The sequence below is a fragment of the Silvimonas soli genome (genome assembly GCF_030035605.1).
GTDB classification, from domain to species: domain Bacteria; phylum Pseudomonadota; class Gammaproteobacteria; order Burkholderiales; family Chitinibacteraceae; genus Silvimonas; species Silvimonas soli.
Genome location: NZ_CP106736.1, coordinates 2,160,877 through 2,185,110 on the forward strand (window position 1 = coordinate 2,160,877; position 24,234 = coordinate 2,185,110).

The following is a 24,234-nucleotide window of genomic DNA, read 5'->3' on the forward strand; positions in this document are numbered from 1 at the left end:
GATTCGGGCCGCACTAGCGGCCCTTTGTGACTGCCGTTGACGCGGCAAACTGTTTTCAAGCGTACCGCCCCAAGTGTTCCGGCAACGTGTTTTGTCTTGGTGTATTACCGGCTTTACCCGTGTTTACCGAAAGCAAGCCTGCGCCCGGCACACTTTGTGCTGATCCTCTCCACCGCCATGCAGTCAGTCGATGCCATGAACATGAACTATAAACCCGCAGACAACCAGTTGATGCTCAACCGTGAGCTGGGCCTTCTGGAGTTCAACCGCCGCGTGCTTGCACAGGCCGAGGACCAGGCCAATCCGCTGCTGGAACGCCTCAAGTTTCTGTGTATTGTGTCTTCCAACCTCGACGAGTTTTTCGAGGTGCGCATGGCGTGGCTCAAAGAGAACATGAAGCTCTCCGCCACCCGGCTCTTGCCGGAAGGCGTCACGCCGCTGCAGGCGTTTGAATCCATCACTCGCGAATGCCACGATCTGGTAGAGCGCCAGTACCGCGTGTTTGGTGACGTGTTGCTGCCCGCGCTGGCCGCTGAAGGTATCCAGTTCTTCCGCCGCACGTTGTGGACTGATGCGCAGCGTGAATGGGTGCGCGATTTCTTCTTCCGTGAACTGATGCCGGTGCTCACACCCATCGGGCTCGATCCATCGCATCCGTTCCCGCGCGTGCTGAACAAGTCGCTCAACTTTATCGTCGAACTGGAAGGGCGCGATGCGTTTGGCCGCAATTCCGGCATCGCCATTGTGCAAGCGCCGCGCATTTTGCCGCGCTTTGTGAAAATCCCGTCTGAAGTATGCGGCGTGGATCACGGCTTTGTGTTCCTGTCGTCCATCCTGCATGCGCATGTGGATGAGCTATTCGCCGGCATGCAGGCCAAGGGTTGCTATCAGTTCCGGGTTACGCGTGATTCGGACGTGTCGGTCGATAACGACGAAGACGTCAAAGATCTGCGCGCGGCGCTGGAAGGCGAGTTGTCGCAACGTCCGTTTGGCAGCGCAGTACGTCTCGAAGTCGCTGACAACTGCCCGCTGCAACTGCAGGACTTCCTCAAAGAGCAGTTCCGCCTGGAAGACGTGGACGTCTATCGCGTCAACGGCCCGGTGAATCTGGTGCGCCTGATGCAGGTACCCGATCAGGTCGATCGACCGGACCTCAAGTTCGAGCCGTTCATGCCGGGCACGCCGGTGGAGTTGCGCAAGCAGTCCGATCTGTTTGCCGCCATCCGCCACGGCGACGTGTTGCTGCACCATCCGTACCAAAGCTTCACTCCGGTCATTGATCTGCTGCAACAAGCCGCGCTGGACCCGGGTGTCGTTGCCATCAAAATGACCGTGTATCGCACCGGTTCAGACTCCGCCTTGATGGATGCGCTGGTTGAAGCCGCCCGCCGCGGTAAAGAAGTGACCGCCGTGGTTGAGTTGATGGCGCGCTTTGACGAAGAAGCCAATATCAACTGGGCGGCCAAACTGGAACGCGCTGGCGCTCACGTCGTATACGGCGTCTATGGCTACAAGACCCACGCCAAGATGCTGCTGATCGTGCGCCGCGAAGAAGGCAAACTGCGCCGCTACGCCCACGTTGGCACCGGCAACTACCATCCTCGTACCGCCAAGCTGTATACCGACTTTGGCCTGATGACGGCCAATGAAGAAATCACCAGCGACGTGAACGATGTGTTCATGCAGCTCACGGGCCTTGGCTTGGCTGGCGATCACTATCAGCTGTGGCAAGCGCCGTTCACGCTGCAACCAAACATCCTCAAAGCCATTGACCGCGAAATTTCCCACGCGCGGCTGGGTCGCAAGGCCGTGTTGATTGCCAAGATGAACGCGTTGCTGGAACCGACCATCATCGAGAAGCTCTACGAAGCCTCGCAGGCTGGCGTCACCGTTCACTTGATCGTGCGTGGCGTGTGCGCGCTGCGTCCGGGGATTCCAGGCATCTCGGAAAACATCCGCGTGCGTTCGATTGTCGGGCGCTTCCTGGAACATCATCGCGTGTTCTACTACTACAACGATGGCCAGGAAGATTTGTATCTTTCGTCCGCCGACTGGATGGGCCGCAACCTGTTCCGCCGTATCGAAATCGCCTTCCCGATCCTCGACCCCAAGATCAAGCGTCGGGTGATTCGTGAAAGCCTGCGCCCGTACTTGGTCGATAACGTTCAGGCCTGGGAAATGCAATCGGACGGTCGCTATCGTCGCAAGACGTCCCGCGCCGCCAAACCGCGCTCCGCCCAGGCGGGCCTGCTGGCTGATATGGCGGCCAAGCAGCGCAATTGAGTACGCAAGGATCAAGTATGGATTTGATTTTGTGGCGGCATGCCGAGGCCGAAGATGGCTCACCTGACCTCAAACGCGCACTCACGCGCCATGGTCAGGAGCAAGCCCGGCAGATGGCGCGGTGGTTGACGCCGCGCCTGGCCAAACAATCGGTACGCATCTTCGCCAGCGAGGCCTTGCGGGCCCAGCAAACGGCGGCGGCGCTATCCAGTGACTTTCTGGTAGATGCCCGACTGAACCCGGATGTACGCGGCCCGGCAGATTATCTGGATGTGACTGGCTGGCCAGCCGGTAACGAAGGCGACATCACCGTTATCGTGGCCCATCAGCCTACTATTGGCCGCTTGGCTGGCCTGTTGCTGACCGGCCTGGATCAGGACTTGTCGACCCGCAAAGGCGCAATCTGGTGGATTCAGCGGCGCGTGCGTGGCGGTGCGGTTCAATATTGCTTGCGGGCAACCTTGTCACCGGATTTGCTGGAAAGCTAAGCGCATTTAACGCCCATGAAAAAGGCCACCTGCAGGTGGCCTTTTTATATTGCTGCTGCGTATTCCAGCGCCAGGGTTAACGTGCCAGGGCCAGATCCAGCGCAGCGCGGTAATGGCGGGCGGCATCATCGTGGCGATCCAGCCGCTCCAGCAGTTCAGCCAGCTCGGCATGGACCACGGCAGTTTTTTCAACGGCCAGACATGCTTCCAGATAGTTTTGCGCCTTGCCCCACAAGCCACGCGCCCGGCACAAACGGCCCAGCGTCAGCAATAACTGGCTGTCTTCCGGATGTGAGGTGAGCCACGCTTCGGCTTGTTGCAGCTGGCCCACGCGGTCTTCAGCTGGCAAATCCAGCCGACCATAACGCTCGACCAGTTCGCTCGACCACCGTTTGCCCAGCGCATCTTCAATCACCGAACGTGCTTCGGTCGGTGCGCCTTGCTCGGCAAATTGATCCACCACAGCGGTGGTAATTTGCGGCAGCGCTTTGTCTTCCGCCGACAGTTTGGCCCACCAGTTTTTCAGCTCACGTCCGGCCAACGCATGGCTGGCCAGCAACGACAATAACGCCTGAGCCCGAATGCGTGCAGCCTGGGCCGCGTCCAGCGCATCGGTCTTGGCCAGTTGCTCGCACAGCCGCAAGATGGCTTGCGGATTGTCTTCACGCTGGCGCAAACGCAGTTCCAGGCGCATGGCGGCGGTCAGCTTGGGCGAAACGGCACGGGCCTCGGCAATGGCGGCATCGGCATCGGCATAACGACGCTCGTCCAGGTAAAGTTCGGCCATGGTCATGGCCAGCGCCAGATGCTGCGGCGACAGCTTTTGTTTGAGATCGGCAAAGTAGCGATCACGTTTGCCGAAATCACGCATGGCATGCGCCGCCCGCGCTGCCAGCAGGCCATTGACGGCAATGGCTTCATGATTGCGGCTGGCGGCAAACGCTTCTCCCGCCAGGCGTTCGGCGCGTTGATAGCGGCCTTCATGAAACGCAATGCGTGATTCGCGCTCCAGCTTGATCGAAGCGTCTTGTGCCTGGCGCTCACGATAGCGCTTTACGCGGACCGGCAAACCACCCAGCTCGCGCACCAGCCGTGTCACCGCATAAATCACGGCCACGGTGATTAGTACCAGCAAGATAAATACGTTGAGCGAGATTTCCACTCGCCACGGCGGCACAAACAGCAGGGCGTAACCGGTGTTCACTTGGGCAAACAAGGTGACGCCGACCGCCAAAGCAAACAGGGCAATCAACCAGACCAGAATTCTCACGGTTTGGTCCTTTCTGCAGCCTGGCGGGCAGTGCGGACAGCGGCAAGGCTGGCATCCAGCGTCGGCACACTTTGCGCGAGCGAGATCCGTGACAACTCATCCAGGGTCGCCTTGGTTTGCTGCACCGGCTTGGCCGTCTCATCAAAATACTGCTGCAGGTAATGGCTGACCGAAACCAGATCGGCGCGGAAGGCATTCTGGTCACGCGTCAGCAAGGACGTACGCGCATCCAGCAAACGTAGCTTCATGTTTTCGCGCAAGAAGAAGGTTTGATTGGCAGTCAGCAGCGCGGCATCAGGTTTATCCATGCGGCGAATCTGGATCAGCGTCTTCAGATCAGCCCACAATTCGGCGCCAAAGTTACCGGCCCAGTTGGAGCTGGCAGGCACAGTCTTGGGTTGTTCTGGCAGACGGTTTACGTCTACAGCCAGTGGCAATTGGTCCAGTTCATCAATCAGGCTGTTCAAACGCGCGGCGATGCCAACGGTATCCAGTGCGGGCAGGGTTTTGAGCCGGTCCATATCGCGGGTGACGGCCTGGCGCAGTGAAATCAGCTCGGGCTTGTTCAGCTCCTGCAGCTTGCGATCGGTGCTATCCAGCGCCGTCAGCGCCAACGCAACGCTGCCGGACAATTGCAGTTGCTGGCTGGCATAGGTGAGATTCTGTTCAATCTCGGCCAGTGAGCGCTGGGTGTCTGTGCGGGTGAGCGCGTCGTACATGGTGGTGAGCGAGGCCTGCTGGCTCTGCGCTTCGGCTTCTTTTGCCGACACCAGGGCAATTTGCTGCTGCACAGTGTGCAGTTGCAGTTGTGCCGCCGCGTTGGCCGCTTGCGCTTGTTCGGCGCGCAGGGTTTGCTGTTCAACTTGCTGCGCCAGGCTGGCCTTGAGCACATCCACCTGATGCTGTTGATGCAGCCACACCCCACCAGCCGCCAGAATGGCGACGATAGCGAGCAACACACCCGGTTGTGAAATGGCAAAGCGGCGGCGCGGCTTTGGCGTTTTTGTCAGCGCTGCCGACAGGGATTCTTGGTCCTGGTTCATGGCGTCCTGTTGAAATGACGGCACAGCGAAGTCACGATGCCAGCATCACCCGCGTCGGTGGCAACCAATTGCGTGGCGCCATGTTCTGCCAGTGCGGCAGCGATCCGCGGGTGCGGCGTGAAATATAAAAGGGATTGTAGCCGCTGGATGTGGTCGGCTCCAAATCGGGTGAACAGATAATGGGCGGCTTCGGAGCTGGAAACAATGACACCATCGCACCCAGCCGCCAGTTGCTGGCCCAGCTGGACGGCGTCAAACGCTGGTGGCAAACGCCGGTAAGCCGCGATTTTTTCCAGCTGCGCGCCACGATCCTGCAACCCTTGCGGCAAGATATCGCGTCCGCCATCGCCTCTGAATAACATGACTCTTTGCCCGCTCAGCTGCGCCAGACGCGGTTCCGCCAGCAAGCCTTCACTATCAAACCGGGCCGTTGGCGCAATGACATCGGCAATACCGTACTCGCGCGCCCGCTGCACACTGCCCGGCCCGACCACCGCGACCGGCACATGCGACGGCCACGCGCCTGGCAAACGGGCAAATACGGCATCCAGCGCCGAAGGGCTGACAAACACCGCCAAGTCTAGCTGCGCCAAACGCATCAGTGCGTCGTCCAGCGCGACCAGGTCAAGCGGCGGGGCGATTTCCAGCAGCGGCAAACTCACCGCATGCGCTTCTTGCGCTTCTAACAGTGCAATCAGCGCCTGCGCTTGCGTGACGGGACGGGTGACCCAGATCCGCTTGCCTGCCAGCGATGTCATCGGATCAGTCTTGGGCCGCAGCGGCCAACGCGGTGAGAATTTCGGCCGCGCCTTCCGTCAGCAGCAAATCGGCCACCTGCAGACCCAAGCCATCGGCCGCAGCCCGTGAGCCATTGGATTCGGCGTAAACAATGTCGCTGCCATCCGGATTGGCCACGAAGCCGCGCAGCCGCAAGAAGCCATCGTCATCTTCCGCAAACGCGCCCAGCGGCACCTGGCAAGAACCACCCAGACGCCGCGATAGGGAACGTTCAGCCTTCACACACGCGGCAGATGCCGCATCGTTCAACGGCGCCAGCAGCGCTTTCAGATCATCCCGCCCGGCGAGAATCTCAATACCCAGGGCACCCTGACCTGGCGCAGGCAAGCTGTCTTCCGCACTCAGCGTTTCGCGAATCCGCTGGTTAAAGCCCAGGCGCTTGAGCCCCGCTGCGGCAAGGATGATGGCGTCGTATTCACCGGCATCCAGTTTGCCCAGACGTGTTCCCAGATTGCCGCGCAGCGGTTTGATCACCAAGTGCGGAAAGCGCGCGCGCAGCTGGCTTTCCCGACGCAGGCTGGATGTCCCAACCACTGCGCCATCGGGCAAATCCGCCAGGCAGCTGTATTTGTTGGAAACAAACGCATCGAACGGGTCTTCACGCGTGGTGATGGCCGCGATATCAAAGCCTTCCGGCAACACCATCGGCACATCCTTCATGGAATGCACAGCCAGGTCGGCTCGGCCTTCTTCCAGCGCGGTTTCCAGTTCTTTAACGAACAAGCCCTTGCCGCCGATCTTATTGAGCGTGCGATCCAGGATGCGGTCGCCCTGAGTGGTCATGCCCAGCAACTCCACGACCAGACCGGGATATAACGCTTGCAGGCGGTCACGAACGTGATGGGCCTGCCACAAGGCAAGCGGGCTCTCACGAGTGGCAATAACAAGGCGGGCGGGTGCGGCTGCAGTCATGGCGTGCATCAAGTTCGGGGGAAACCGCCATTCTAACGCGTAGTTAAAGGCAGACGGCGGCCGCAACCGGGAAATATGCCCGCGAACGAATCAGCGCAACTCGTTCGGCCCGATCAGCGACAGGTCAAAATCAATATCCTGCCACTGCTGGGGCGCGGACTGAACCGGCGGGACCTGAGCCTGTTCAACAGGCGCCCGACGGCGCAACAACATGAATAGCGCCCCCGCAATCAGCATCGCCAATGCGCTCCATTGCAGGATGCTCGATAACAAACCGGAGGCCTCATCGGCTAATGCAAATGGCCAGAATGTCCCGGTGTATGGCTTCTGGATCATGGGTGCTGCCCTGTCCGCCACGGCTGGCATTGCCCGCGCCGGCACGGTGCCGCGCCATTGCCGTTCCAGCAGCGTCATACGCAACTCAAGCGCATTTTTGTCCCGCCGCAATTGCGCCAGCGAGGCATCCAGTTGCGGCGATGAAACGGCAGGCGGCAGCGCTGCCGGGTCTGAAAGCCGGCCGTCCAGCATCAGAGGTATCCGTTGTTCACCAAGGTAAACCTCCTCATCCGCGTGCGCCGTTCCACCGATGCCCACACAGCCCAGCAGAACGATGCTTATCAGTAGCGGCCGAAGCCTCCCGGTCGCTTGAGCAGCGTTTCTTTGCATGTTGTCGCGATCCAATAGCCCAGCGGGCTGACAATAATTGCAAGCCGACCAGTTTATTGAGGCGAGGAACCGTTTCCTATAAGAATGCGCCTATTCAAAGCAGGATGTGTCGGAGGTCTGGATTCTGAACGGGCAGACTTAGTGTGCTTCTTCCCAGTTCATACCTACCCCTGTATCGGCCACCAGCGGCACTTTCAGGCTGGCGACACTGGCCATCACTTTCGGCAATTCGGTGCGGACCAGCTCCAGTTCGGCATCTGGCACTTCCAGGATCAGCTCATCGTGCACCTGAAGCACCAGTTTTGATGCCAAGCCATCGCGCTCCAGCCAGCCTTGCACCGCCAACATGGCCAGTTTGATCAGGTCGGCCGCTGTACCTTGCATTGGCGCATTAATTGCGGCGCGTTCAGCCCCGGCGCGGCGCATCGGATTAGCCGCTTTGATTTCCGGCAGCCACAAGCGGCGACCAAACACCGTTTCAACAAAACCGACGCGCTTGGCTTCAGCGCGAGTGCGTTCCATATACGCCGCCACGCCCGGGAAGCGACCAAAGTAGCGATCAATATAGTTCTGCGCCGCGCTGCGTTCGATTTCCAGCGATTGCGCCAGGCCAAACGCGCTCATACCGTAAATCAGGCCAAAGTTGATGGTCTTGGCGTAGCGACGTTGTTCGGAACTGACTTCCAGCGGCGTCACGCCAAACACCTCGGCAGCGGTGGCGCGGTGAATATCCTGTCCTTCCGCAAAGGCCTTGAGCAGTGCGGCATCACCCGATAAATGCGCCATGATGCGCAATTCAATTTGCGAGTAATCGGCCGAAACCAGGTGATGACCCGGCGGCGCAATAAATGCCTCGCGAATCTTGCGACCCTCTGCCGTGCGCACCGGAATATTCTGCAGATTGGGATCGGTAGAACTCAGCCGCCCGGTGACCGCCACCGTCTGGTTAAAGCTGGTATGCACGCGCCCGGTTTGCGGGTTCACCATCAACGGCAGTTTGTCGGTGTAGGTGGATTTGAGCTTGGACAGCGAGCGATGCTCCAGCAGCACCTTGGGCAGCGGAAAATCCTTGGCCAGCTCTTGCAGCACATCTTCATCGGTCGACGGTGCGCCTTTGGGGGTTTTCTTGATGACAGGCAGCTTCAGTTGCTCAAAGAAAATCTCGCCAATCTGCTTGGGGCTGCCCAGATTGAACGGCTGCCCAGCCAGCACGTAGGCTTCTTTTTCCAGTTCCAGCAAACGCAGGCCGATTTCATGGCTCTGTTTATTGAGCTTGGGGCCATCCAGCAAAATGCCGTTGCGCTCCATGCGGTACAGTACTTCGCGCACCGGGAACTCGATTTCGCGGTAGAGCTTGTCCAGTTTGGGCAACTCGGCCAGCCGCGCGTGCAGCGAATGTGCCAGCCGCAAAGTGATGTCGGCATCTTCTGCTGCGTAGGCCGTGGCGGCTTCAACGCCGACTTCTTCAAAGCCAATCTGTTTGGCACCTTTGCCGCAGATGTCTTCAAACTTGATGGTGGTTTCGCCCAGCTCACGTTCGGCCAGGTCGTCCATATTGTGGCGTTCGTGGCTGGCCAGCACGTAGGACATCAGCATGGTGTCATCGGTAATGCCACGCAACGTTACGCCGTGATTGGTAAATACGTGTTGGTCGTACTTGAGGTTCTGGCCAAGCTTCTTGTGTTCAGCCGATTCCAGCCACGGCTTGAGCAGCGCCAGCGTGGCATCAAACGGCAGTTGATCGGGCGCGTCGGTGCCGCGATGCGCCAGCGGCAGATACGCCGCTTCGCCCGGCGTGACCGAGAACGACATGCCAACGATGCGTGCCTGCATCGGATCAAGGCTGGTGGTTTCGGTATCGACCGAGGCCACGTCAGCAGCGTTCAGTTTGGCCAGCCAGTTTTGCAATTGTTCGTTGGTCAGAATGGCTTCGTAGTTGCGTTCCAGCTTGCCAGCGGCTGGTGCCGCAACGCCGTCCGCGTTTGCCGGTGCATCACCGCCCGTGTCGCCCGCTGCCAGCTTTTCTTCAGCCTCACGCAACCAGGTACGGAAGTTATAGCGACGGAACAGCGCTTCCAGTTCTACCCAGTTGGCCGCACGCGGCGTCAGATCGGGCAGCGCGTTGGGCAATTCCTGGGTCAGATCGACATCGCATTTGATGGTGACCAGCGCTTTGGCTGTGGGCAGCCACTCCAGCGAAGTGCGCAGGTTCTCACCGACCACGCCGCCAATTTTGTCGGCGTTGGCGACGATGTTATCCAGCGTCTGGTATTCGGCCAGCCACTTGGCGGCAGTCTTCGGGCCGACTTTAGGCACGCCCGGCACGTTGTCGACGGTATCGCCAATCAGCGAAAGGTAGTCAACGATCTGATCCGGGCGCACGTTGAATTTGTTGAAGACACCGGCTTCATCCAGCACTTCTTCGGTCATCGAGTTTTCGATGCGCACGCAATCATTGACCAGCTGCGCCATGTCTTTGTCGCCGGTAGACATGATGGTTTCAATACCTTGAGCACACGCCATGACGGCCAATGTGCCGATCACATCGTCGGCCTCCACGCCTTCAATACACAAAATTGGCACACCAAAAGCGCGCACTGCCGCGTGTATGGGTTCTACCTGCACTCGCAACTCGTCGGGCATCGACGGGCGGTTGGCTTTGTATTCGACGTAAATATCGTCGCGAAACGTTTTGCCCTTGGCATCAAACACGCAGGCGATGTAATCGGCGGGAGTGGTCTGGCGCAATTTGCGCAGCATGTTCACAAAACCGTAGATGGCATTGGTGGGGGTGCCGTCCGGTGCCGACAGTTCGCGAATCGCGTGAAAGGCGCGGTAAAGATAAGACGAACCATCAATGAGCAAAAGCTTAGGCATCAGGGGAAACCCTCTATACTGAAAAAAAGCGGCGGCGCCTCACAGCGCTGGGAAGAGTCAGTAACCGGCACGGTTTTGTTAGCGACTCTATCTACCATCTACCACTTGAAAAGAAGCCACCATGAGCCTCAAAGATAAAGTGCCCACACTGGTTGAGAGCGCAGTTCACGCCGACATTCATGCATGGCGCGCGCGCGAATCATGGCGCGTATTCGAAATCATGGCAGAGTTTGTCGAAGCCGCCGAAAGGCTGCAACCGATACAGCCTGCGGTGTCGATCTTTGGCTCTGCCCGCATCCCGCCAGATCATCCGTATTATAAGCTGACCGAGCAAGTTGCCCGTTTGCTATCGGATGCCGGTTTTTCGGTGATCTCCGGTGGCGGCCCAGGCATTATGGAGGCGGCCAATAAAGGCGCGTTTTACGGCAAAAGCCCATCGGTGGGCCTCAATATCCAGCTGCCTCACGAACAAGGCGGCAATCCCTATCAGGATGTCAGCCAGAGTTTTCGGCACTTTTTCGCCCGCAAAGTCATGTTCGTGAAACACGCTACAGCGTATGTTGTGATGCCCGGCGGGTTTGGCACGCTGGACGAACTCACCGAAGCGCTCACTCTCATTCAGACTGGCAAGTCACGCAAGATTCCGATCATTCTGGTCGGTGCCGCGTTTTGGAGTGGCTTGGTGGATTGGTTCCGCACCACGCTGGTTAACGAAAAAATGATCGCCGCCGCCGATATGCACCTGATTCAGTTGATTGATGACCCGGCTGCCATTGTGACGGCTATCTTTGATTATTACGAAACGCGCGGCTTTGAGATGTCGCCGGCTGAACGCGAAATGCAATTCAGCCTCTAAGCGAATACGTGCACCACACAAATATAAAGGAGACCTGCTCATGCGTTTCACTACCCTGTTTGCCGGCTTGATGCTGGTGGCAGGCCTGGCTCAGGCTGCCGCCCCCGACAACAACCGCGAGCCGGAAGGCCCACCGCCGCCGCCGATGCCCGCAACCGATTCGCCAGCGGCACCCGAACCCGAAGTGACCATCGTTGAAAAAGCCGATGCCACCATTTCCGAGTACCGCATGAAGGGCAAGCTGTACATGATGCGCGTGGTGCCCAAGGTGGGCGCGCCGTATTACCTGATTGATCGCGAAGGCAATGGCCGCTTCTCGCAACTGGCCGATAATGGCGGCGATAACCTGTCCCCGCCACGCTGGGTTTTGCTGGAGTGGTAACAATCCATCCTTAACGCCGGGTTTTGATTGAATTCTGATCGCGCCTTTGAAACAATGCCCGGCGTCGGCCAACCCACCAGAAGAAATGAAGCGCTATGTCTGTATTCACCACCGTTACGCCGGATGACCTGGCGCCATTTCTGAAACGCTATTCGATCGGGCAATTGGTCGAACTCAAAGGCATTGCGGCCGGGGTGACCAATACCAATTATTTCGTCACCACCACGCATGGCCGTTACGTATTGACGCTGTTCGAGACGCTGCAAGCCGAAGAGTTGCCGTTTTACGTCAATCTGCTGGCGCATTTGGCGCATCACGGCATTGCCGTGGCCGCGCCGATCGCCAATCTGGACGATCAATATATCGATACGCTCAATGGCCGCCCCACCTTGCTGGTGACCTGCGTATCCGGTGGCGTAGCCGAAACCCCCAATGAAGCCCAGTGCGCCCAAGTCGGCGAAATGCTGGCGCAAATGCATCTGGCCAGCCGCAGCTATGGCGGCTACATGAAAAACCCGCGCGGCGTGCAATGGTGGGCCGATACCGCTGCGGCTGTTGATGAATTCCTTGCCCCGGCCGACGCTGCACTGCTGCGCGCTGAAGTGGCGCTGCAACAGTCACAGGACTATCGCAGCTTGCCCGCTGGCGTGGTGCATGCCGATCTGTTCCGCGACAACGTATTGATGGATGGCGATCGGGTTGGCGGCTTTATCGACTTTTACTACGCGTGCAATGACGCCCTGTTATACGACGTCGCCATTGCACTGAATGATTGGTGCGCGCTGGCCGATGGCGAAATCGACCCAGTACGCGCCCGTGCCTTGCTGCGCGGTTATCAGGGTGTGCGGCCGTTTGTGGCAGAAGAAATCGCCGCGTGGCCCGTTATGCTGCGCGGCGCTGCGCTGCGCTTCTGGACGTCCCGACTGCTTGATTTCTACAAACCCGCTGCCGGTGAAATGACCTTCGCCAAAGATCCGACACACTTCCAGCGGGTGATTCAGCAGCACACCGGGCGCCAGGATTTCTGGCTCAATTGATCAGGCCGTAGCGCATCGAGATAAAAAGTAGGGTGTGCATTCATGCGCACCATGCAAGTCGGACTCTAGTTGAACGCGTTCGCACGCTAAGCGTGCAAACCCTACTACTTATCTACTGACTATAACTGGCGCATTAATGTCATTTTCAGAATCGCTCCACCAGTTGCGCCCAGACCTGTTGCGCTACGCCCGCTATCAACTGGGCGACGACACAACCGCCGAGGATGTCGTCCAGGAAACGTTGCTGGCCGCGCTGGAAAAACCTGACTCGTACAGCGGGCAATCCAGCCTGCGTACCTGGGTTACAGCTATTCTCAAGTTCAAGGTGATCGACGCCCAACGCCGCCGGTATCGCGACCCGGTGCTGGTCAATCCGCATCTGGATGAAGAAAACGATCTCTCTGATTTCGACAATATGTTTGATCGCACCGGCCACTGGGGCAGCGATGGCCCGCGCCACTGGGCGCATCCGGACGCCAGCTTGCAGGACAAACAGTTCTGGAGCACGTTTGAGGCCTGCCGCAAGAACATGCCCGCCCGTACGGCGTTGGTGTTCTGTTTGCGAGAAATTACCGGTCTTGAGATTGAAACAATCTGTCAGCAATTAGAGATCACCGCGACTAACTGTTCTGTACTGCTTTATCGCGCCCGCATGGCGTTGCGGTTGTGCTTGCAGAAAAACTGGTTTGACGAGGCCACCGAATGATCACACCGGCCAACAAGGAGTTCGCTTAATGCTGGGAGCCTGCAAACAGGCCAGCCGCCTGCTGTCCAAAGCGCAAGACTTGCCACTGACTTTTGGCGAGCGGCTGCAGCTGCGCTTTCATCTGAGCCTGTGCGACAAATGCCGCAATTTCTCGCGCCAGCTGCAAATGCTGCGCCGTATCGCCCGCCAGGGTAGCGAGCGGACCGAGTCTGACCCTACGTTATAACCGCGCCTTCAAGCCGTATTCCCGATAGAGAAGTCCCGCCATGTCGCATCCGTTACTCGCTGAACTCGCTACTTTCCTCGACGCTGCCGGCATCCTCACCGGGCCTGCCACCGAGGGCTACATGATCGACGGGCGGCGGCGCTATCACGGCCAGAATCTGGCGGTATTGCGCCCGCGTTCTACCGAGGAAATCGCCGCCGTGGTCAAAGCCTGTGCCCGGCATGGCGTGGCGATGGTGCCGCAGGGCGGCAATACCAGCCTGTGCGGCGGTGCGACGCCCGACGAAAGCGGCCACGCGGTCGTCATCAGCATGGAGCGCATGAACCGCGTGTTGAGCGTCGATGAAGGCAACAACACCATTACCGCCGAAGCGGGGGCCATCATCGCTGACGTGCAAATGGCCGCGCTCAACGCCAAGCGCTTGTTCCCGGCCGATTGGGGCGCCAAGGGTTCGGCGCGCGTCGGCGGCGCTTTGGGCACTAATGCGGGCGGCCTGAATGTGCTGCGCTACGGCAATATGCGCGAGCTGACACTTGGGCTGGAAGTAGTGCTGGCCGACGGCCGTATCTGGAACGGCTTGCGCGGCCTGCGCAAAGACAATACTGGTTATGACCTCAAACAGTTGTTCATTGCCTCTGAAGGCACGCTGGGCATCATCACTCGCGCCACCTTCAAGCTGTTCCCGCTACCCACCGCGCAATCCACTGCGCTGGTGCCGGTGGCCGATCCGCAAGGTGCGGTCAACCTGTTACGCGGTTTGCAGCATGAACTGGGCGATCGCATTACCTCGTTCGAGCTGATCTCGCAGCGCTGCTGGGAACTGCTGGCGCAATACTGCCCCGAACTACCCAAGCCATTTGCCGAGCTGCCGCAATGGACGGTGCTGGTAGAGGTTTCCGATGGTGGCGCGGATGAACATTTGCTGGATCGTTTCGCTGAAGCGTTGATCGCCCTGGGTGGCGACGACGCGCTGATTGCGCAAAGCCGCAGCGATGCCGAAGATTTCTGGCAACTGCGGGAGGCCATTCCCGAAGCGCAAAAGCGCAAAGGCGTGAGCATCAAGCAGGATATCGGCGTCCCGACTTCGGCTTTCCCGCAGTTTCTGGTTGAGGCGCAAGCGGCCCTCAAAAGCGAGTTTGCCGAAGCTGACATCATTGCCTTTGGCCACTTGGGCGATGGCAATCTGCACTACAACGTATTCATGCAGGATGTCACCAAGGCGGCTTACGCGCACGAGCCCAGAATTAATGAACTGGTCTACGCGGTGGTACAGCGGCACAATGGCACCATCTCGGCCGAGCACGGCATAGGTCAGCTCAAACGCAACCTGCTGCCGCATTTTCGCAGTGACGTGGAAATGGCGCTGATGCATGACATCAAGCGTGCGCTCGACCCCAACAATTTGATGAATCCCGGCAAGTTGCTCGCGGACTGATCCTTACCGGGATCAACGCGGCGGGCGACTCAATCCAACCCATCCTCTTTGGTGCCCGCATGCTGACGCTCTCCACCGCTTTTGATTCCGGTGCAATTGAAACTATTTCACTGGAAGATCACGCCAATATCCGTTTGAACCTGCGCGCCGATAACGCCTCCGCCTTCAAGCAATGGTTCCACTTCCGCTTGTCTGGCACCGCGTTTCGCGAATGCGTGATGCATATCGAGAACGCCGGGCAATCGGCTTATCCGGGCGGCTGGGATGGCTACGCCGCACGCGCCTCGTATGATGGCATTGAATGGTTCTGCGTACCGACCGAATACGAAAACGGCGTACTGACCATTCGCCACCAGCCGCAACGTGACACGGTTTACTACGCGTACTTCGAGCCGTATTCGTGGGAGCGTCATCTGCAAATGCTCGGCCACGCCCAGATTTCGCCCGATTGCGTGATCCGTGAACTTGGTCAGACTGTCGATGGTCGCCCGCTGGACATGCTGCGCATCGGTACGCCGGAACCGGGCAAGAAAACCATCTGGATCACTGCCCGCCAGCATCCAGGCGAGAGCATGGCCGAATGGTGTGCCGAAGGCGTTATCGGCACCTTGCTCGATACCCAGCACGCCGTGGGCCGGACCTTGCTCAATAAAGCCGTGTTTTACATTGTTCCCAATATGAACCCGGATGGCTCGGTACGCGGCAATCTGCGCACCAACGCGGCTGGCACCAACCTGAATCGTGCGTGGCAAGCCCCGAGCATGGAAACCAGCCCTGAGGTGTTTCTGGTTCGCCAGGCCATGCAGGAAACCGGCGTGGATGCGTTCTTTGACATGCACGGCGACGAAAGCATTCCGCACAACTTTGTGGCTGGCTGTGAAGACAACCCTTCGTTCTCGGCGCATCAACGCGCGCTGCAAGATGCCTTCAAAACCTTGTGGGTGGCGGTCTCACCAGATTTCCAGACCGAGTACGGCTACGGCGACAGCCAGTTTGGCCCGGAGACTCTGACGCTAGCCACCAACTGGGTCGGCGATCATTTTGGTTGTCTGGCGTTTACGCTGGAAATGCCGTTCAAAGACACGGCCAATCACCCAGAGCCTGATGTGGGCTGGAATGGTGAGCGCAGCATGCAGCTGGGCGTATCCATGCTGACCGCGCTGAATGGCGTGATTGATCGCCTGCGTTAAATACTTCCACGCCACTGCGCGACACGCAGCAAATAAAAAAGGCACGCCGTAGCGTGCCTTTTTTGATCAATCCCCGGCAATCAAGCCATGGCTGGTTCAAGCGCGTCTTTCATCTTTTGCAGCGCCTTGGCTTCAATCTGGCGAATCCGCTCTGCCGAAACACCAAATTCGGCGGCCAGTTCATGCAGCGTAGTGCTGCCATCGTCACCGAGCCAGCGCGCTTCGATAATGCGGCGGCTACGTGCGTCCAGCGTACCCAAGGCTTGCTGCAGCCCTTCCGATTGCAGATTGTCGTAGGCGCGGCGTTCGATCTGGCGAACTGGTTCGTTTTCGCTATCAGCCAGCCAGTCGATTGGTGCGTAACCGTCGTCGTCCCCGTCGTCCGCCATCAGGGCCACATCCTGGCCAGTCATGCGGGTTTCCATTTCGAGGACTTCTTCCGGCTTCACGCCCAGGTCTTCGGCAATCACTTGCGCTTGCGCTTGAGTCAACGCGGAAAAACCGGTTTTCTTGGAACGCAGGTTGAAGAACAGCTTGCGCTGGGCTTTGGTGGTGGCAATACGCACCAGACGCCAGTTGCGCAAAATGTACTCATGAATCTCGGCTTTGATCCAGTGCACTGCAAACGAGAACAGGCGCACGCCACGGCTCGGCTCGAACCGCTTCACAGCCTTCATCAGGCCAATATTGCCTTCCTGTACCAGGTCTGCCTGCTGCAAACCGTAACCGGCATAACCACGCGCAATGGAAACCACTACGCGCAGATGGGACATCACCAACTGGCCGGCGGCTTCCAGGTCGTTGTCATTGCGGTAGCGGTTGGCCAGATCAATTTCCTGCTCATGAGTGAGCATGGGCACGGCATTGACTCGCTGAATGTAGCTCTCAATGCTATCGCCACCAGTGATGACCGGCAATGCAACGCTATCTACCATGAATATTCTCCTGTGTTGCTCTGCGTCGTTTCAAACGACGACGCTAGATATTAGCACTCCATCCCTCTGAGTGCTAACGGTGCAAAAAGTTCTTATGAATTCAAGCACAGAAGAATCATTGTTGCACGGCAATATTTTCAATCTACCCGATAGACTAGACCAATCGGTCGCATCAACCGACAGGCGGCAGCGCCAGATTAGCGAAATTGCCGCAGATGGCGACCGACTGCCAGCGAAGCGCCCAACAAGCATAGCAGTGTGGTCACCACCAAGGTCACCACCACCACGCGCCAATCTGCCAGCGCCAGACTGAATTGCTGACCATAGCTGCGTGCCAGCGCTTCAACCGCTGGGTTCAGCCAGGTGCGGGCGCCCCAGACAATCGCGCAAGCCAGCAAGCCGCCCAGTACGCCCTGCATCGCCGCAAAATAAACAAACGGACGGCGGATAAAGGCATCGGTCGCGCCAATCAGCTTGGCCACCTCGATTTCGTCGCGGCGGGTCAGAATCTGCAGCCGGATCGCGTTGCCGGTGATAAGTACCAAAGCGACGGCCAGCAACACCAGAATGATCTGCAACAGGCCTTTACCCACGGCAATCAGCTGCTGCAACCGCCGCGCCCAGGCTGAATCAAGCTGCACCTGATCCACGCCCGAACTGGCGGTGAGTTCTTTTTGCAAAGCTTCTAGCGATTCTGGCGAGGCATCGGTATGCGCGGTAAGGACAAAGGCATCGGGCAACGGATTATCAGTGAGCCCGGCCAGCAAATCGCCACTGCCCACACTGGCTTGCATCTGTTTGAGGGCCTCGTCTTTACCAATAAAGCGCACGCCTGCCAGCCGCGTATCCGCCTGCAAATGTTGCTTGAGTGTGTTGATCTCGTCCGCTGTGACCGAAGTGCGCAAATAGACGGATAACTGCGGTTCCACCGGCAACTTGCCGATGACGCCTTGGGCGCTGGCAATCAGCAGATAAAACCCAAGCGGGAAGGCCGCTGCAATGGCGATCACCAACAGATTGAGCAAGCTGGACAGCGGCGCACGGACAATGCCGCCGAGCGTGCGTTGAAAAGCGATCCAGTTCAGGCGTATCCAGTGTTTCATGCGTGCGCCACCTTATGCGGAGAACTGGCCGTTTTTCAGGCGCAGGATGCGGCGACCATAGTCGGCCATGAGCGTTTCATCGTGGGCGGAAATAACCAGCGTCACGCCCACCTGGTGAAACGACTTGAACAATTCGAGGATGTCGTTGGCGTAATCGCGATCCAGATTGGCGGTGGGTTCATCGGCCAGCAGGATGGAGGGGCGGTGCACCACGGCGCGGGCAATGCACAAGCGTTGCTGCTCGCCACCCGACAGACTCACCGGGTTGAGGGCGTCTTTGCCAGACAGACCAACTTTATCCAGCGCGGCCTGCACACGGCGTTTGGCTTCGCGGTGATCAAAGCCGATGATATCCAGCGGCAGGCGCACGTTTTCAAACACGCTGCGGTCGTAGAGGATTTTGTGATCTTGAAAAATCAGCCCGATATGGCGGCGGGTATACGGCATGGACGCGCGGCGCATGCGCGCCAGGTTCTGGCCGTTCACCAGTACCGCGCCCTGGGTTGGGCGCTCGATACCGGCAATGAGCTTGAGCAAGGTGGATTTACCTGCGCCCGAATGGCCAGCCAGAAAGACGAGTTCGCCATCCTGGATTTCAAAACTGAGTTGTTTGACGGCATCAAAGCCGCCGGGGTATCGCTTGGTGACTTGCTGGAACTGGATCATGCGCCGTCCGTTATCAGGGTAACCATGCCGCGGGGACCGGATACATCAATCGTCAATCAAACAACGCATCAACATAATCCTTCGCCACAAACGGGCGCAGATCGTCGATGGTTTCACCTACACCAATAAAGCGGATCGGCACTGGCCGTTGCTTGGCAATCGCCGCAATCACGCCGCCCTTGGCGGTGCCGTCCAGCTTGGTCAGCACCAGCCCCGTCAGGCCCAGCGCATCGTCAAAGGCTTTGACCTGGCTGACTGCATTCTGGCCGGTATTGGCGTCGATCACCAACATGATTTCATGCGGACCAGTCGGGTCTGCTTTTTGCACCACACGCTTCACCTTTTTGATTTCTTCCATCAGGTTCAGCTGAGTCGGCAGGCGGCCGGCGGTATCGACAATGATCACATCACACTGGCGGGCGCGGGCGGCGTTGACCGCATCGAACGCCACCGCTGCGGCATCGCCGGATGCCTGGGAGATCACCTGCACGCCATTGCGCTCGCCCCAGACCACCAGTTGTTCGCGTGCCGCAGCGCGGAAGGTATCACCGGCCGCCAGCAGCACACTATGGCCCTGGCCCTGGAAGTACTTGGCCAGTTTGCCGATGCTGGTGGTTTTACCGGCGCCGTTAACACCGGCAACCATCAAGATAAAAGGTTTTTGCGGAGTGATAACCAGCGGCTGTTCCAGCGGCTGAATCAGTTCAAGCAACGCTTCTTTCAGCGCCTGGCGCAATTCGGAAGCGTCTTTCAGGCCACGCAGCGACACCCGGTCGCGCACATCTTTCAGCAGCGTATTGGTAGCCTCCACGCCCATATCGGCGGTAAGCAACACGGTTTCCAGTTCTTCATACAACTCTTCATCGATCTGGCCGCCGCCAAACAAGCCAGCCAGATTCTTGCCCAGCGAATCCCGGGTTTTGGCCAGACCGGCCTTCAGCCGCTCTGCCCAAGACATTTTGGGCTTTTCTTGCGGTTGCGGTTGCGGCAGTTCCGGTGCCGGTGCCGGAACAGGCACTTCGACCGCTACAATGGCTTCCGGGGCGATGACAACGTCAACTGGCGCCGTAGCAGGCGGCTCGACGGGCTCAAGCGGCGTGGATACCGGTTCGGCAACAGGTGTTGTCGGGTCGGTTTTGGGTTTCTTGCGGAAAAAATCGAACATAGGTGTTTGCGTCGCGTCGCCAATGGCGGAAAATATCTGATTTGGCGCGATTTTAGCGCGGGTGAGGCATGGCAGGACAGCATAAAAACCAGGTTCGCATAATTGGGGGCGAATACAAGCGCCGCATGGTCCATTTTCCGGACGGCGATGGCCTGCGTCCGACGCCGGATCGCGTGCGCGAAACACTGTTCAACTGGCTCGGCCAGGATCTGACCGGACAGGTTTGTCTGGATCTGTTTGCGGGCAGTGGCGCACTGGGTTTTGAAGCCGCATCACGCAATGCCAAACGTGTGGTGATGGTGGAAAAAGCCAAGCCGGTGTATGCCGCGTTGTCCGATAACCACAAAACATTGGGTATGACCAACGTCGAACTGATCTGGTCCGATGCCATCACCTGGTTGAAAAAAGCATCCGGCAAGTTTGATGTGGTGTTTCTTGACCCGCCCTTCGCCTCCGATCTGCTACCCCAGGCGCTGGAACTGGTGGCGGGCCTGCTCAATGATGACGCGGTGGTTTATGCCGAGTGCGGGCAGTGGCCAGATTTGCCGGGCTGGGAAGTGACGCGGGAACTGAAAGCGGGCGCGGTGCGTTGTGGTTTGCTGCGGCGAGTTGGTTGAACAAATGATCCAATCATCACAATAGGGCAACAATAGATGAAGAAACTCATCGTATTGCTATTGCTCGCGTTTGTTGGTGTGCGCGGCTGGCAACACTACCAGGAGGCCAAAGCAGTCGACGCCGCGGCCTTGGCCAGCACCAACCGTGCATTACCACGGGTTGCTCCCGGCGATGACCGGGTAGCTGCTAACGATTTGCCGGTACGCGCAACACAGGCCGTGTTTCAGTGCGAAGACAAGCACTACTGCAGCGAAATGAGGTCATGCGAGGAGGCAAAGTTTTACCTTAACAACTGCCCTAACCCGAAAATGGACGGTAATCACGATGGTGTCCCATGCGAACAGCAGTGGTGCCACTAATTCACGAAACGATTCACCCGCACTGCCGTCCAACAGATATGCCGTTGTCCCATAGTAAGGAACGTGGGACAATCGCCGCCGTTCTAAACGTAGCTGATTTTGAAGGAATATCGCCATGGCGCTGATGATCACGGATGAATGCATCAATTGTGATGTCTGCGAACCCGAATGCCCCAATAGCGCAATTTCGCAAGGCGCTGAGATTTACGAGATCGATCCGAACCTGTGTACCGAGTGCGTTGGCCATTACGACGAACCGCAATGCCAACAGGTCTGTCCGGTCGATTGCATTCCGTTCAATCCGGAAGCAAAAGAATCGAAAGAAGAGTTGTATCAAAAATATCTGATCATCTCGGGCAAGGCATAAGCGTCTTCGCAGACCGCATGCCAATAAAAAACCGGACGGTGATACGTCCGGTTTTTTTTACGCCAGTGATTCGCGCCACCCACGGTGGCAACATCAGCCTTGATAACGGGTCGGATCAGCCACCCCAGCGGCTTCAAACCCGGCTGCACGTAAACGGCAGGCATCGCACTGGCCACAAGCACGGCCATCCTCATCCGCTTTGTAGCACGTCACGGTCTGGCTGTAGTCCACACCCAGCGCCAGCCCGGCTTGTACGATCTCAGCTTTGGACAAGGTAATCAGCGGGGTGTGTATAGTCAGCGGGGAGCCTTCCACGCCAGTACGCGTCGCCAGTCGGGCCATTTGCTGGTAGGCGGCGATATAGTCAGGGCGGCAATCCGGGTAGCCGGAGTAATCCACCGCGTTTACACCGATATAAATATCATCGCTCTTCAGTACTTCGGCCCACGCCAGTGCGTACGACAACAAAATGGTGTTGCGTGCGGGCACGTAGGTAACCGGAATCTCGTTCTCAGTAGTCTTGCCATCTGTTGGCACTTCAATGGCCGCATCGGTCAGCGCCGAACCACCAAACACCGCCAGATCAATCTTGATGATGCGATGCTCAACTGCGCCGAGCGACTTGGCCACGCGCGCTGCGGCTTTGAGTTCGGCGTTGTGGCGCTGGCCGTAATCAAACGACAAGCAATACGGCGCGAAGCCGCGGCTTTTGGCAATCGCCAGGCAAGTAGCCGAATCCAGCCCGCCAGACAACAGAATGACAGCCGGTTTGAGTGACGAAGATTGTGTAGTCATATGCGTTACTCCCGTTTCTGCGCAGCCATTTGCTTGAGGATATTGGCTGCCAGATCGTGATAAAGATTGGTTCGATAGATACGGGCCACACTGGACGCCACCATGGCGGCAGCCAGCGTGGAGATCACCATCGCGTGACCATCGGTCATTTCGATCATGATGATGGCCGAGGTAATCGGCGCCCGCGTCACCGCCGCCAGCATGGCAACCATGCCGATGGCGAGAATTTTGATATGGATGGCGTCGCCAAATAGCGGCGCAAACCAGCTGCCCACGCCCGCGCCCAAAGCCAGCGACGGGGCAAATATCCCGCCCGGCAGGCCGGTGAGAAAGGTCGCCAGCAGGCTGACAAACTTCAGGGGCAGGTAATACCAGGCCAGCAAGCCATGACCACTGATGGCCCGGCTGGTTTCATCGGCGCCGCTGCCAAAGATCGGCAGGATCAGGCCGCACAAGGCAATGGCCAACCCGCACAGGGCGATGAACCAGTAAGGATGCGCCACCCGGAAATGCAATACCGGGCCTGGCAACCAGCGCGTCTGATGCACACATAGCCAGGAAAACAAGCCACCAATCAGCCCGGCCACTACCGCTACCACCACCATGGGCACCAGGATGCTGTACTCGAACTCTGGCACGTGAATCCGCCCGAAGTAGGTGTAGTCGCCAATCAACGCCAGCGAGACCACACCGGCCAGGATGACGGCACCAATCAACTTGCCGCTGGTTTCGGTTTCGACCGAGCGCGCCAGTTCTTCAAAGGCAAACACAATCCCGGCCAGTGGCGTGTTGAAGGCAGCTGCGATACCCGCTGCGCCGCCCGCCAGAATCAACTGACGCTGGAAGACCGGATCAGCCAAAGGTAAAAAGCGGCGGCAGGCGTACATGATGCTGGCACCGATCTGCACCGTAGGGCCTTCACGTCCGAGCACAAAGCCGCTGCCCGCACCCAGCACGATCCCGAGAAACTTGATGGCACCGATGCGCAGCGAAAGAAGCCTCTCCGCTTGTTCTGGCTCTTCGGCAACCTTGATGGCTGCCATGGCTTGCGGAATACCGCTGCCTTCCGCGCCGCGGCCCAGTCGGGACATTAACCAGCGAATGCCCATCCCGCCCAGCGGGAGCGCCAGCAATGGCCACCAGAACCAGCGCGCGGTGAGATGCTGAAAGCCCAGAAAGGCCCATTCCGCACATTTGGCCAGCAATACGGCTACCAACCCCACCATTGCCGCGCCGCCCCAGAACACCAGCGTAGAGCGGCTGCGATAGGGCAGTTCCTTGAGTCGAACCAGAATGCGGATAGCGAGGATACGCAGCTTCATCAAATGGCCGTGTAATTGTGGAGAGTCGGACATTGGGGTTCGTTTAAACGCCTGGGCGATCACCCCAAAGAATTTTATGCAACTGCACTTGCATGCGCACCGGCAGATGGTCTTCCAGCACCCAGGCGGCCAGATCGGCCGGTTTGAGTGTTTCCCAGACCGGTGAGAACAGTACCGGGGCGCGTTCGTTCAGTTTTTTATCGCGTAACAAGTCACGCGCCCATTCGTAGTCTGCGCGGTCAACCAATACGAACTTGACCTCGTCGCCGGTTTTGATGGCGTCCAGGTTTTCCCAGCGCATTTTGGCCAGCTCACCCGAGCCTGGGGTTTTGATATCAACGATGCGGGACACGCGCGCATCCACGCCTTCAATGGCCAAAGCACCGCTGGTTTCCAGGCTCACGTCAAAGCCCTCGTCACACAGTCGCTGCAGGAACGCCAGGCTGTGCTTCTGCGCCAGCGGCTCGCCGCCGGTCACGCAAATGACGTTGGCACCAAACGAACGGATTTTCTCAAGGATGGTGTCAAAACTCTGGGTTTCGCCACCATGAAATGCATACGCGCTGTCGCAATAGCCACAGCGCAAAGGACAGCCGGTCAGACGTACAAAAACCGTGGGCACGCCCATGCGGCTGGTTTCGCCCTGCAGCGAGAAAAAGATTTCGGTAATACGTAAAGAGGGTGCTTGTTCAGCCATTGATGAATACTCCGTGCCGGAAACACAGTCCAGCGGAT

At 58.4% G+C, this 24,234-nt stretch carries 25 protein-coding genes; 12 read left to right on the forward strand and 13 right to left on the reverse strand.

Features of this window, described 5'->3' with window-relative positions:
- The first annotated feature begins 201 nt into the window (after positions 1–201).
- Positions 202–2,283, forward strand: coding sequence for a polyphosphate kinase 1 (ppk1, locus tag N7220_RS09915; RefSeq protein ID WP_390901580.1), 2,082 nt, complete (start codon positions 202–204; stop codon positions 2,281–2,283).
- Between the two features lie 17 nt (positions 2,284–2,300).
- Positions 2,301–2,771: a SixA phosphatase family protein gene (locus N7220_RS09920; RefSeq protein WP_283151293.1), complete on the forward strand. Its 471-nt coding sequence runs from the start codon at positions 2,301–2,303 to the stop codon at positions 2,769–2,771.
- A gap of 76 nt (positions 2,772–2,847) precedes the next feature.
- Here the strand turns inward: N7220_RS09920 and N7220_RS09925 are convergent, their stop codons facing one another.
- The 6 genes from N7220_RS09925 to polA all read right to left on the reverse strand — a co-directional run bounded on the left by N7220_RS09925 (position 2,848) and on the right by polA (position 10,337).
- Complete coding sequence (locus tag N7220_RS09925; protein ID WP_283151294.1) at positions 2,848–4,041, reverse strand: heme biosynthesis HemY N-terminal domain-containing protein; 1,194 nt, start codon at positions 4,039–4,041, stop codon at positions 2,848–2,850.
- Positions 4,038–5,084 (reverse strand): uroporphyrinogen-III C-methyltransferase, encoded by a 1,047-nt coding sequence (locus tag N7220_RS09930; protein WP_283151295.1) that lies wholly within the window; start codon positions 5,082–5,084, stop codon positions 4,038–4,040. Before N7220_RS09930 ends, N7220_RS09925 begins: the two co-directional genes overlap by 4 nt.
- Complete coding sequence (locus N7220_RS09935) at positions 5,081–5,842, reverse strand: uroporphyrinogen-III synthase (protein ID WP_283151296.1); 762 nt, start codon at positions 5,840–5,842, stop codon at positions 5,081–5,083. Before N7220_RS09935 ends, N7220_RS09930 begins: the two co-directional genes overlap by 4 nt.
- Positions 5,843–5,846: 4 nt before the next feature.
- Positions 5,847–6,794, reverse strand: coding sequence for a hydroxymethylbilane synthase (gene hemC / locus N7220_RS09940; protein ID WP_283151297.1), 948 nt, complete (start codon positions 6,792–6,794; stop codon positions 5,847–5,849).
- Positions 6,795–6,884: 90 nt separating this feature from the next.
- Positions 6,885–7,322, reverse strand: coding sequence for a hypothetical protein (locus tag N7220_RS09945; RefSeq protein ID WP_283151298.1), 438 nt, complete (start codon positions 7,320–7,322; stop codon positions 6,885–6,887).
- Between the two features lie 276 nt (positions 7,323–7,598).
- Positions 7,599–10,337: a DNA polymerase I gene (gene polA, locus N7220_RS09950; RefSeq protein ID WP_283151299.1), complete on the reverse strand. Its 2,739-nt coding sequence runs from the start codon at positions 10,335–10,337 to the stop codon at positions 7,599–7,601.
- Between the two features lie 121 nt (positions 10,338–10,458).
- Between polA and N7220_RS09955 the strand changes: the two genes are divergently transcribed.
- The 7 genes from N7220_RS09955 (at position 10,459) to N7220_RS09985 (ending at position 16,169) form a co-directional block, all read left to right on the forward strand.
- Positions 10,459–11,193 (forward strand): LOG family protein, encoded by a 735-nt coding sequence (locus tag N7220_RS09955; RefSeq protein ID WP_283151300.1) that lies wholly within the window; start codon positions 10,459–10,461, stop codon positions 11,191–11,193.
- A gap of 40 nt (positions 11,194–11,233) precedes the next feature.
- Positions 11,234–11,575, forward strand: coding sequence for a DUF2782 domain-containing protein (locus N7220_RS09960; RefSeq protein ID WP_283151301.1), 342 nt, complete (start codon positions 11,234–11,236; stop codon positions 11,573–11,575).
- Positions 11,576–11,670: 95 nt separating this feature from the next.
- A complete protein-coding gene (locus N7220_RS09965) occupies positions 11,671–12,612 on the forward strand; it encodes a homoserine kinase (protein WP_283151302.1) in 942 nt (313 codons plus the stop codon).
- A 136-nt stretch (positions 12,613–12,748) separates the two neighbouring features.
- A complete protein-coding gene (locus tag N7220_RS09970) occupies positions 12,749–13,318 on the forward strand; it encodes a sigma-70 family RNA polymerase sigma factor (RefSeq protein WP_283151303.1) in 570 nt (189 codons plus the stop codon).
- Between the two features lie 28 nt (positions 13,319–13,346).
- Positions 13,347–13,544, forward strand: coding sequence for a zf-HC2 domain-containing protein (locus N7220_RS09975; protein WP_283151304.1), 198 nt, complete (start codon positions 13,347–13,349; stop codon positions 13,542–13,544).
- 40 nt (positions 13,545–13,584) lie between these two features.
- A complete protein-coding gene (locus N7220_RS09980) occupies positions 13,585–14,979 on the forward strand; it encodes an FAD-binding oxidoreductase (RefSeq protein ID WP_283151305.1) in 1,395 nt (464 codons plus the stop codon).
- A gap of 59 nt (positions 14,980–15,038) precedes the next feature.
- Complete coding sequence (locus N7220_RS09985) at positions 15,039–16,169, forward strand: M14 family metallopeptidase (protein WP_283151306.1); 1,131 nt, start codon at positions 15,039–15,041, stop codon at positions 16,167–16,169.
- Positions 16,170–16,249: 80 nt separating this feature from the next.
- Here the strand turns inward: N7220_RS09985 and rpoH are convergent, their stop codons facing one another.
- The 4 genes from rpoH to ftsY form a co-directional block, all read right to left on the reverse strand.
- Complete coding sequence (gene rpoH, locus N7220_RS09990) at positions 16,250–17,104, reverse strand: RNA polymerase sigma factor RpoH (RefSeq protein ID WP_283151307.1); 855 nt, start codon at positions 17,102–17,104, stop codon at positions 16,250–16,252.
- 197 nt (positions 17,105–17,301) lie between these two features.
- Positions 17,302–18,207, reverse strand: coding sequence for a permease-like cell division protein FtsX (gene ftsX / locus N7220_RS09995; protein WP_283151308.1), 906 nt, complete (start codon positions 18,205–18,207; stop codon positions 17,302–17,304).
- 12 nt (positions 18,208–18,219) lie between these two features.
- A complete protein-coding gene (ftsE, locus tag N7220_RS10000) occupies positions 18,220–18,873 on the reverse strand; it encodes a cell division ATP-binding protein FtsE (RefSeq protein WP_283151309.1) in 654 nt (217 codons plus the stop codon).
- A gap of 52 nt (positions 18,874–18,925) precedes the next feature.
- On the reverse strand, positions 18,926–20,038 hold the full coding sequence (gene ftsY, locus N7220_RS10005; protein WP_283151310.1) for a signal recognition particle-docking protein FtsY: 1,113 nt from the start codon (positions 20,036–20,038) through the stop codon (positions 18,926–18,928).
- 68 nt (positions 20,039–20,106) lie between these two features.
- Here ftsY and rsmD point away from each other — a divergent pair, with 68 nt between their 5' ends.
- From rsmD to N7220_RS10020, 3 genes are all read left to right on the forward strand, one after another.
- The gene (gene rsmD / locus N7220_RS10010; RefSeq protein WP_283151311.1) at positions 20,107–20,655 is read left to right on the forward strand and encodes a 16S rRNA (guanine(966)-N(2))-methyltransferase RsmD; all 549 of its coding nucleotides are present in this window, start codon (positions 20,107–20,109) and stop codon (positions 20,653–20,655) included.
- 36 nt (positions 20,656–20,691) lie between these two features.
- A complete protein-coding gene (locus tag N7220_RS10015; protein WP_283151312.1) occupies positions 20,692–21,015 on the forward strand; it encodes an excalibur calcium-binding domain-containing protein in 324 nt (107 codons plus the stop codon).
- A gap of 115 nt (positions 21,016–21,130) precedes the next feature.
- On the forward strand, positions 21,131–21,382 hold the full coding sequence (locus tag N7220_RS10020; protein WP_283151313.1) for a YfhL family 4Fe-4S dicluster ferredoxin: 252 nt from the start codon (positions 21,131–21,133) through the stop codon (positions 21,380–21,382).
- 93 nt (positions 21,383–21,475) lie between these two features.
- Here N7220_RS10020 and queC read toward each other — a convergent pair whose 3' ends face one another.
- The 3 genes from queC to queE are packed head-to-tail and all read right to left on the reverse strand — an operon-like array spanning position 21,476 to position 24,196.
- Complete coding sequence (gene queC, locus N7220_RS10025; RefSeq protein ID WP_283151314.1) at positions 21,476–22,177, reverse strand: 7-cyano-7-deazaguanine synthase QueC; 702 nt, start codon at positions 22,175–22,177, stop codon at positions 21,476–21,478.
- Positions 22,178–22,182: 5 nt separating this feature from the next.
- Positions 22,183–23,532, reverse strand: a complete 1,350-nt coding sequence (locus N7220_RS10030) for a chloride channel protein (protein ID WP_283151315.1) — start codon at positions 23,530–23,532, stop codon at positions 22,183–22,185.
- Between the two features lie 10 nt (positions 23,533–23,542).
- Positions 23,543–24,196 carry a 7-carboxy-7-deazaguanine synthase QueE gene (queE, locus tag N7220_RS10035; protein ID WP_283151316.1) on the reverse strand — a complete coding sequence of 218 codons (654 nt, stop codon included), beginning with the start codon at positions 24,194–24,196 and terminating at the stop codon, positions 23,543–23,545.
- Between the last annotated feature and the right edge of the window lie 38 nt (positions 24,197–24,234).